The sequence below is a fragment of the Paenibacillus sp. AR247 genome (assembly GCF_002968895.1).
GTDB lineage: Bacteria > Bacillota > Bacilli > Paenibacillales > Paenibacillaceae > Paenibacillus_AQ > Paenibacillus_AQ favisporus.
This window is the reverse complement of the sequence record NZ_PCZT01000011.1, coordinates 13,256-23,456: the sequence shown is the minus strand read 5'-3', so window position 1 is coordinate 23,456 and position 10,201 is coordinate 13,256. Positions and strand designations below refer to the sequence as shown.

Sequence of the window (10,201 nt, the reverse complement as noted above, 5' to 3'; positions counted from 1 at the left end):
GATTCCGGCGCTAAACGAAAAGAAAATTGCGTATGCCTTCCTCGATACCCTGCCCCGGTTAACGGTGGGGACCTGCCGCCCATCCTACTGTCCGCTTCTTTGGGAAGCGTTCCTGTTCAGACGTGGCACTCCGAAGCCCACTTCCGCGCGCGCCGCCACCGGCTTGCACCACCCGCCGGCTCTCTGTAAGGCCGCAATTCGCGCGTACTCTTCTTCATCATCGTGAAAATGGATTTGGACTATTGTAGCTCATTTTTTCGAGGAAGGAAAGAGGGCATCTGCCGTTATTCCGTTGCAATCCCATTGCAATCCCGGTGCTATTCGGTCACGACTCCGTTGTTGTTAACCTTTTGCAATCCCGTTCCAATCCAATTGCCATCCCATTGCAAGCCCGGTGCTATTCAGTCACGATTCCGTTGTTAACCTTTTGCTATTCCGCTGCTATTCCGTTGTCATCCCGTCGCTATTCCACCGCCGCGGCCCGCCAATAACGCTGCCGTAAAATTTTACTGGCAACCATCCGAAAATAAATTACACTAGGACTAATCGCCCATGGGCCTGTCAACCGTGCATATCTTACAATCGCGAATGATTGTCGTAGAAACGCACATACTTCCCCATTTTTATTGTTGGTATATTGAAGGAAAGCCGGAGGTGTTATGACTGATGAAGCGGGGGATCCGCAATCCGCTGGCGAGAATGAACGTCAGGCAGCAGATGATCCTGCTGTTTCTGGTTCTCGTCATTCCCGTGTTTATTCTGAACGGGTACGGCAACAACAGGGCGGGCCAGATTTTAAAACGCCATGTAACCAATGCTTATATAGAGCTGAACAAGCAAAATTTCAAACTGATCAGCCGCGATATTGAAACCGTTAACAAGGTGACGGCGACGGTGTTTCAGAATTCGGTGGTCCAGCAGCTGGATACGACGGGGAAGGACACGGTGCTGCAGCGGGTGAAAACCTACGAGAAGCTGGAGCGTATGTTGAGCTCATACTCGCAGGAGAGCGATGAGCGGGAGCCGCTGTACTATTCGCTGTACGTGTACGATCCCGGCAACCATTACTTTTTTGCCCCTTATTATCCGGAGTCCAAAAAGTCGGGGGTCTATTTCTTTTCGAACGAGGCCGAGAAGCCGGAATGGTTTGACGAAGCGGTAGCCCGTAAAGGGAACGGCTATTTGCGGCTAACCGATCATTTATCCCCGCCGGCGAAGGGGCAGTATGACCAGAAGACGCTCGGCTATGTCCGCGCGATCAACAACATTGATCAGGGCGGTACGATCGGCGTGCTGATGGTAACGAACGTGGACGCGCGGATCGGCGAATCGCTGAAGACCGTGTCGCTGCCGGAAGGCGAGCTGTATTTTACCGATTGGAACAATCACATTCTGACCTCCACCCAGCCGGATGCCGAGGGCGTACTCAGCCTTCCTCCCGAAGTGGAGCCGGGGAATTCACCTATGGGCGTCAAGGACGTCATTACGAAGGATTTTATCTATGTCGTGGATTATAACTACGTGCTCCAGCAGAAGCTGGTGTACAAAGTGCCGGTCAAAGCGCTCCTGCAGCAGCAGGACGAAATGAAGCATGTCATCCAGATCATCTCGGTCGCGTATTTCGCCGCCGGTCTGATCATCATTTTATATTTCTGGCGGTCCTTGATGACCCCGCTGCAGAAGCTGGTCACCTTCGTCCGGCGTTATGAGCCGGGGAATGCCGTGCCCGAAACGCCGCACCGGAAGCGTAACGATGAGGTCAGCGTGCTGATCTCCACCATTTACGAAATGGCCCGGCGCCTGAACGATCTGATTCATTACAAATACGACATGGATTTAAAGCAAAAGGAAGCGCAGCTGTCGCTGTTGTACCAGCAGATCAACCCGCATTTGCTGTACAACACGCTGGAGAGCATCTACTGGAAAAGCAAGATGGAAGGCAACCACGTGTCGGCCGAGATGATCAAGGACCTGTCCAAGCTGATGAAAATCAGCCTGAGCCGCGGGAGGGAGCTGATTACGCTCGGAGAGGAGCTGGAGCATGCGACCGCCTATATCAAGCTGCAGCAGAACCGATACGATTATGTGTTCCAGGTGGACATCGACGTCCCGGAATCGCTGCACCCGTTCAGCATTCCGAAAATTACGATGCAGCCTTTGATCGAAAACGGAATCATTCACGGCATTAAAAATATGGGGGAGGACGGCGAAATCCGCATCGAAGCAGAGGCGTCCGGGGGCATCCTGCGCATCCGCATCTCCGATAATGGCTACAAACCGGTGGACATCGAAGCCATCAACCGGAACTTGAACAGTGAAACAAATGATCCTTCGACCGGTTACGGGGTCCGGAACATCCATCAGCGGATTCAGCTTCACTACGGCAAGGAGTACGGCCTTGTCTACAGCGTCCGCCCGGGCGGTGGCACGCTGGTCACGATCACGCTTCCCGCCGAAAAGGCAGGCGGTTCATGACAAACAAGGTATAAACAAGCTACATACAAGGGGGAGCATCCATGTTCAATATTTTGGTCGTCGACGACGAGCCGCTCATCTGCAAAGGATTAGCCGGGCTGTTGAGCGCATCGGGCCTCGACATTGGTCAAGTCTACACGGCGGGCAGCGGCCATGAGGCGCTCGATATCGTCCGGATGGAGGAGGTCGACCTGCTCGTCACCGACATTCAGATGGGGGAGATGAACGGAATCGAGCTGATGCACCAGGCGAAAATCATCAAGCCGTGGGTGCAGACGATTATTATTTCAGCGCATGAAACGTTCCAGTACGCGCAAAGCGCGATCCGGCTCGGAGCCAAGGACTATTTGCTGAAGCCGCTGAACAGCGAGCAGTTTCTGGACTCCGTCGGCAGCGTGCTGCTCAAGATGGATAAACGGATACCGCAGGTGAATGAGCTTTTGACCGCGACGCAAGAGGATTTTCGCATGGAGGAGCCCGGGCCCCGCAAGAACGAGCTTCTGAACCGGCTGCTGTCGGAAGAAGCGGGCCATGAATCGGGGGATCTTGAGACGGGCGGTGAATATGGCGAGCTTGGGCTGAAGGGTCCGTATTTTGCCGTTATGAAAATAAGGCTGGACCTTTCCTCTGGCAGCCCGACCTATACCGACAGGGATCGGCGGCTTCTCCGGTATGCCTCGCTCAATATTGTGAAGGAGCTGCTCGATCAGGAATGGGATGCGCTTCTGTTTTACTCGCCGGATGACGACATCCATGCGATTATCCAGTGGAGCGAGGCGGCGAATGCGGAAATCGGCGAGAACAAGCTCAGCCAGCTCGAAATGGCCGGCCGCAGCGTGTACCATCATATCCGCAAATATTTGAAGCTGGAATGTACAGTCGCCATCAGTCAGATCCTGAAGGGCATTCCTTTTCTTTCCGTACTCGGCCGCCAGGTCGATAAAGCGATACTGTGGAGCCGGCACTACCCGGACTACCACGTGTTTTATTACGGGGACTTCAATTGGCATAACTACGCTGAAGATCCGTCTGCAGAAGAGCTGTCGACGCAGAGCAACCGGATTGTGGAGAGCACGAGGCGCTATATCGAAGAGAACTACAGCCAGAAGGGGCTGACCATTCATGAGGTGGCGAAGAAGAATCATGTCAGTCCGAACTACTTGAGCTACCTGTTTAAGAAAATTACCGGGCATAACCTGTGGGAGTACGTCATCAAGCTGCGGATGGAGGAGAGCCGCCACCTGCTTCAGAACACGGACCTGCGCCGCTATGAAATCGCCGAGCGGGTGGGGTACGAGTCGCCGGAGCATTTCAGCAAAATATTCAAAAAGTATTTCGGCATGAGCCCGAGCGAGATGAAGAAGTAAGAACAGCCATCATTTCCATAGAACTAGACATGTGCGCGGGCAGCCCGCTTTTCTACAATTATCCTTAAGAATCGTTAGAGGAAAGAGGGAGACAGATGGGGGAACCCGCTACAGCTATGTTAAAGCCGGAAGCGAAGAGCGAGCCGGCGGGCAGACGAACGAGCAGGTGGAAAAAGCATCTTTGGGGATACCTGTTCATCCTGCCGGCCATTGTCATTTTCATTTTGTTTTTGTGGGTGCCGATTATCAAAGGAGCGTTGTACAGCTTCTTTACGATTGATTTCGTCAAAGGCAACACCTTTGTCGGTTTCGATAATTACGCCAGGGTGCTGCACGACCCCGATGTGTGGACAGCCGTTAAAAATACGCTGTATTACATGTTTTTAACGGTCATTATCGGCTTCTGGGTGCCGATTGTGGCGTCGATTGCGATTTCGGAGCTGCGGTTTTTTCAGGGCTTTGCCCGGATTGCCGCTTACCTGCCGTTTGTAGTGCCGGGCGTTGTGCTGTACGGCATGTGGCGGTGGATGTATGACCCGGTCGGTCCGATCAATGGGCTGCTCAGCAGCTTCGGTGTGGAACCGGTGTCCTTTATCTCCGACGGGCGATGGTCCATGATCTCGATCGTGTTCATGGAGACGTGGCAGCAGTTCGGATCCGCGATGCTGATCTATTTGGCCGGCGTGCTCAGCATTCCGAGAGACTGGTATGAAGCCGCCGAGATCGACGGGGCCGGCGTATGGAACCGGATCCGCTACATTACGATCCCTTCCATACGGAATCTGATCGTGCTGATGTTTATCCTGCAAATCATCGGGACGTCCCAAGCCTACCAGTCCCAGCTCGCGCTGCTTGACGGGGGACCGAACAACACGACGCTGACTTATGCGCTGCTTATCGTGAAGTACGCGTTCAACCAGCTGGATTACGGCTCGGCGACGGCACTGGGCATGCTGATGTTTATCGTACTCAGCCTGCTCGGACTGCTTCAATTCAAGATGAACAAGGAGGATTACTAGATGAGCCAGCATGACAGAGGAATCCTTTCTTCTTCCGATTTGAGGAAGCCGCTGAACAAAGTGGTGTACGGCATCATGGTGCTTGGCATCGCAGTGATGGTCGTCACGATGCTGTACCCGATTCTGATGACGATGTTTAACGGTCTGAAGACGAACCAGGAAGTGAACTCGTTCCCGCCGCATTTCTTTCCGCAAACGTGGAATTGGGACAATTTCTCGGAAGGCTGGGATTATATCAACCTGCCAATGTTTTTGAAGAACACCATCTTGATCTTCGTCGGCAATCTGCTGATGACTGTGCTGGTGCTTGGCCTGGCCTCGTTCAGCATCTCGAAGCTGAATGTGCCGTTCCGCAGGGGAATTTACTTTTTCATCCTGATGACCTTGTTTATCCCGGCGTCGAGCTATATCATTCCGAACTTCGTTAATTTGAAGGAGCTGGGCCTGCTCAATACGTACTGGGCATTCTGGCTGCCGGCCGGAGCCAGCGCCTACTATTTTCTGCTGATGAAAAATTTCTTCGACGGTATTCATCCGGAGATCTTCGAAGCGGCCCGCATCGACGGAGCGTCCGAACTCACAAGCTACGTCCGGATTGCCGTTCCTTTGTCCGTGCCGATCTTCGCTACACTGGCCATCTTTATCTTTTCCACGGCATGGAACGACTGGTTCTGGCCGTCGCTCGTGATGCACAGTGAGGAAAAGTATACGCTGGCCACGGCGATCTACAAATACGTCATCAACGCACGGAGCATGGACAATAACATCAAATTCACGATTTTGTTCATGGTCATGATCCCGCCGATCTTCGTATTCCTTGTGTTCCAGAGGTTCATTATGCGGAGCGTCAGTTTGTCGGCGGTCAAAGGATGACCGGCCAACATCGTAGGCATGCACATGAAGGGCATACGATTACACATCGATTGATGAACCATCCTCTCTTATGATGAGAGGGTAAACCATACCATTTGACGAAAAGGGGAGTTTCAATGCGTAAGTTTTCCATGGTGCTGATGTGCCTCCTGCTGTCGGCCTCGGTGCTTGCGGCTTGCAGCGGCGGCAGCAAAACGGCCGGCGGCGACAATCAGGGCGGCGGGTCCGATGGATCCGGATCCGGGGGAACGACGGCGACGACGGATGCGGGGAAATCGGAGGAAGATATTACCCAGAAGAAAATCACGATCAAAATCCACTATCCGCTTCCGGACCAAAAAGATCTGCGGGCGCAGGAAGACGACAAGATCAAACGGTTCACCGAGAAGTATCCGAACGTGACGATCGTGAAGGACGACTGGCAGTACAGCGTCAACGAAATCGGCATCAAAATGGCTTCGAACGAAGCCCCGACATTCTACAACACGTTTGCGACCGAAGCGCAAATGCTGGTGGAACGCGGCTGGGTCGCGGATATCTCGGACCTGTACAACAAGTGGGAATACAAGGACGAAATGAATCCGCTGCTGCAAAACCAGTTCATGGTGGACGGCAAGGTCTACGGCGTTACCCAGAACGGGTACATCACGTCAACCATGATCAACAAAGCGCTGCTTGACGCCAAGCAGGTTCCGGTGCCGCCCTTGGACTGGACGTGGGACGATATGTACAACACTGCCAAAGGCGCCGCGGATGTGAAGAAGGGCATCTCCGGCATTGCGCCGATGGGGAAAGGCAATGAAGCCGGATGGAACTGGACGAACTTCTTGTTCGAAGCGGGCGGGGAAATCCAGAAGGTGGAGAACGGGAAATATACGGCGGCGTTCAATTCGGATGCCGGTGTGAAGGCGCTCGATTTCTATAAAAAGCTGAGATGGGAAGCCAACGCCATTCCGAAGGATTGGGCTCTCGGCTGGAGCGATGCCCTGAACGCGTTCCAGCAGGGACGGACGGCGATGGTCATCGCAGGCGCGTATGACGTCATTGACGCCGCGCTCAACCAGGGCGGGCTGAAGCCGGAGAACGTGCTGGCCTATCCGATGCCGGCGGCTGAGAAAGGCGGCAAGCATTACGGTATTCTCGGCGGCAACTATCTCGTCATTAATCCGAACGCCACCAAGGATGAGCAGGAAATGGCGTTCCGCTACATCACATTCGACTACTTTACGGATAAAGGGCTGGAAGCGCTCGAAGGCAATATTCAGGAGCGTAAGTCCAACAATAAATATTTCGTGCCGGCGCCGCTGAACTACTTCAAGGACGATTCGGAGTACGGTAAAAAGGTGGCCGCGATTTACGACAAGTACGACAACGTGTACAAATACGATCCGAACCTGTTTGGACTGCTGGACGGCAAGCCTGAAGCCCAGTACGGCACCCAGGATTACTATGGCGCGATGTCCAACGTCGTACAGGAGTTGTTCTCGAAGAAAGACACGGATTCCAAGAAGCAGCTGGACGACGCGGCCAAACTGGTGCAAACCAAGTTTTTCGATGAGATCAAGCCTCAGCAGTAAGGAAGCGGACGGCCGGAATTGTGGCCAGATGTTAGCTTAGAGGTACTTATCATAAATACAAAAAAGACCCTGCCCCCGGCTGAACAGCCGCAGGCAGGGTCTTTCGTTATGATCGGGGTGGATTCCAGGCCTCCCCGGATCCTCTCTTACTTGCTGATCTCCTTGAAGGAGGCATCTGCCGCTTCCAGCGTCGCGTCGATGTCCGCTTCGGTATGGGCCGTGGTCAGGAACCAGGCCTCGTATTTGGACGGCGCGAGATTGATATTACGGTTTAGCATGGCGCGGAAGAAGGCGGCGAAAGCTTCACCGTCCGTATCCTGCGCTTCGTCGTAGTTGGTCACCGGATGGTCGCAGAAATGCGTGGACAGCGACCCGCGGATGCGGTTGATCGTCAGCGGCATGCCGTAGCGGCCGGCCGATGCCTGCAGTCCGTCCGCGAGCTTCGCAGCGAGCCGGTACATCTCTTCATAGACGCCTTCGCCTTGAAGCACTTCAAGGCAGGCGATGCCCGCCGAGATGGAGGCCGGGTTGCCCGCCATCGTGCCGGCCTGGTAGGCCGGGCCGAGCGGCGCGACCTGCTCCATCACTTCCTTGGAGCCGCCGTAGGCTCCGATCGGCAGCCCGCCGCCGATGATTTTGCCGAGGGCGGTCAGATCCGGCCGGATCGCGTCATGGTTCTGCAGGCCCGCAAAGGTTTGCGTGCTGCCGTAGTGGAAGCGGAAGGCCGTGATCACCTCGTCATAGATGACGAGGGAGCCGTTGTCACGAGCCATGCGGCAGAGGCCCTCGAGGAAGCCCTCCTTCGGCATAACCATGCCGAAGTTGCCGACGATCGGCTCGACCATGACGGCCGCCACGTCGTCGCCCCATTTGGCCAGCGCCGCCTGAAGGGCGTCGAGGTCATTATAAGGCACGGTAATGACCTCGTGCGCAATGCTCGTCGGGATGCCGGCGCTGTCCGGAATGCCGAGCGTGGAAGGGCCCGAGCCAGCCGCCACGAGCACGAGGTCCGAATGGCCGTGATAGCATCCGGCGAACTTGATGATCTTGTTGCGCTTCGTATAGGCACGCGCGACGCGGATCGTCGTCATGACGGCCTCGGTGCCGGAGTTGACGAAGCGGACCTTGTCCATCGACGGGATCGCTTCCTTCAGCATCCGGGCGAGCTGGATTTCAAGCTGCGTCGGTGTTCCGTACAAGGTGCCGTTCTGAGCGGCACGCGTAATGGCTTCCGTGATATGCGGGTGGGCGTGCCCGGTAATGATCGGGCCGTAAGCGGCGAGGTAGTCGATATAACGGTTGTCGTCCTCATCCCAGAAGTAGGCTCCGTTCGCCCGTTTCATAAAGACGGGCGCCCCGCCGCCAACCGCCTTAAACGAGCGGGAGGGGCTGTTGACGCCGCCGACGATGTGCTGCAGTGCTTCCTGATATAATTGTTCGGAACGTGTTCGATTCATGACGGATAACTTCCTTTCTCAAATAAAAAGCAGGCGGGCTGCCTAGTTGCTGCTGCCCGTACTGCCGTTCTCCCCGGTCTCGCCGGAGGTTGTTGAATTGGTATTGGTTGGGGTGCCTGTTTTGCCTTCGCTGGATACCGGCACCGTCTCCGGCTTGTTCATAATGTCCTGGATATACTGCTTCAGCTTGCTTTCGCTGGAAACGGTCAGGACGGAAGCACTGCCGATCTTTTCCTCTTTCAGCAGCTTCATCGGCGGAATTTGCTCGCTGCCGGCCATTTGACTCTGGTAACCGACTGTCGCCAGCTTCCACATGTCATTGACGGACAGGTTCGTATCTATATATGGGCTGACCTGCTCCAAAATGTTCGGAAGCTTCATGATGGACGTCGTGGACTGCATTTTTTGGGCGACCGCCTTCAGGAAGGCCCGCTGCCGCTCCGTCCGCGTGAAGTCCGATGTTGCGTCATGACGGAAACGGACGTACTGCAGAGCTGTTGTGCCGTCGAGATGCTGCTGGCCCTTTTTCAGGTCGATATCGTATTCATGGTTGTCCGCGTTGCTCGGATAATACATATCCTTCTCCACGTAGAAATCTACGCCGCCGACGGCGTCCACCAGCTTGATGAATCCTTGAAAGTCCGTATAGACATAATACTGGATAGGAATGCCAAGCAGATCACCGACTGCCTTCATTGCCGTATTCGGTCCATGGGTAATCGCTGTATTGATGCGGTCTTGGCCGTGTTCGGGAATGTCGGTGTACGTGTCGCGGAGGATCGAAAAGACATTGATGCGCTTCTTGACGGGATCCAGGGAGGCGACCATCATGCTGTCAGACCTGGGAACTTCACCTTCCTTGATGCCGCGGGCGTCCACGCCCATCAGCAGGATGTTGACCGGTTCGGTGCCTTCCCATTTGGGAGGATCGGGAACTTTGACTTCGACGGGGGTAACCGATTTAAAAGGAGAGTTTTCGGCGGACTTCTGCAATCCCTGCAGGCCATTATAAATTGATGCGAAATAATAGACCGCATAACCGATGATGGCTAATACGATAATGGCTATAATCCATAATATTGTTTTTTTCCTTGGAGTCATTCCTTTTCTTCCTTTCGCTATCCTGTTGAAGGAGAGTGCTTGTCTTCGACATGTTCAGACATTTGTAGAGTAAGGATTCATTTATTATAATTTTTTTTGACAATACAATCAATTTTACATTCTGGAAAGCATTTCACCAAGATAAAATGAACGAAAGTGTTCAATTTATATAGATGCAGTGCTTGGCCTCTGAAAGGAGAAAGTGATACATATGACACAATTTGCAGTTGGAGACATCGTTCCCGATTTTACCCTTCCGGCTTCTACAGGGGAGGAGATCACCCTCAGCAGCTTTAGGGGACGCAAGGTGGTGCTGTATTTTTATCCGAAGG

The 10,201-nt window shown here is 54.1% G+C and carries 9 protein-coding genes; 7 read left to right on the top strand and 2 right to left on the bottom strand.

The genetic code is table 11. The features are described 5' to 3' along the window. The 6 genes from CPT76_RS38450 to CPT76_RS20770 all read left to right on the top strand — a co-directional run. Positions 1–226 (top strand): hypothetical protein (locus CPT76_RS38450; RefSeq protein ID WP_219845455.1); only part of this gene is annotated, 226 nt, incomplete at its 5' end. 440 nt (positions 227–666) lie between these two features. Then, complete coding sequence (locus CPT76_RS20790; protein WP_105444325.1) at positions 667–2,475, top strand: sensor histidine kinase; 1,809 nt, start codon at positions 667–669, stop codon at positions 2,473–2,475. Positions 2,476–2,516: 41 nt separating this feature from the next. After that, positions 2,517–3,842, top strand: coding sequence for a response regulator transcription factor (locus tag CPT76_RS20785; RefSeq protein WP_105444324.1), 1,326 nt, complete (start codon positions 2,517–2,519; stop codon positions 3,840–3,842). 116 nt (positions 3,843–3,958) lie between these two features. Next, positions 3,959–4,861 carry a carbohydrate ABC transporter permease gene (locus tag CPT76_RS20780; protein ID WP_374954702.1) on the top strand — a complete coding sequence of 301 codons (903 nt, stop codon included), beginning with the start codon at positions 3,959–3,961 and terminating at the stop codon, positions 4,859–4,861. Then, complete coding sequence (locus tag CPT76_RS20775) at positions 4,862–5,734, top strand: carbohydrate ABC transporter permease (protein WP_094600071.1); 873 nt, start codon at positions 4,862–4,864, stop codon at positions 5,732–5,734. A 116-nt stretch (positions 5,735–5,850) separates the two neighbouring features. Beyond that, a complete protein-coding gene (locus CPT76_RS20770; RefSeq protein WP_105444322.1) occupies positions 5,851–7,311 on the top strand; it encodes an ABC transporter substrate-binding protein in 1,461 nt (486 codons plus the stop codon). Positions 7,312–7,457: 146 nt separating this feature from the next. Here CPT76_RS20770 and CPT76_RS20765 read toward each other — a convergent pair whose 3' ends face one another. Together CPT76_RS20765 and CPT76_RS20760 are read right to left on the bottom strand one after the other, a co-directional pair. Further along, positions 7,458–8,768: a glutamate-1-semialdehyde 2,1-aminomutase gene (locus CPT76_RS20765; RefSeq protein ID WP_105444321.1), complete on the bottom strand. Its 1,311-nt coding sequence runs from the start codon at positions 8,766–8,768 to the stop codon at positions 7,458–7,460. A 42-nt stretch (positions 8,769–8,810) separates the two neighbouring features. After that, positions 8,811–9,869, bottom strand: a complete 1,059-nt coding sequence (locus CPT76_RS20760) for an LCP family protein (protein WP_105444320.1) — start codon at positions 9,867–9,869, stop codon at positions 8,811–8,813. 211 nt (positions 9,870–10,080) lie between these two features. Here CPT76_RS20760 and CPT76_RS20755 point away from each other — a divergent pair. After that, positions 10,081–10,201, top strand: a 121-nt coding sequence (locus tag CPT76_RS20755) for a redoxin domain-containing protein (protein ID WP_146116376.1), incomplete at its 3' end; no start/stop codon positions are given.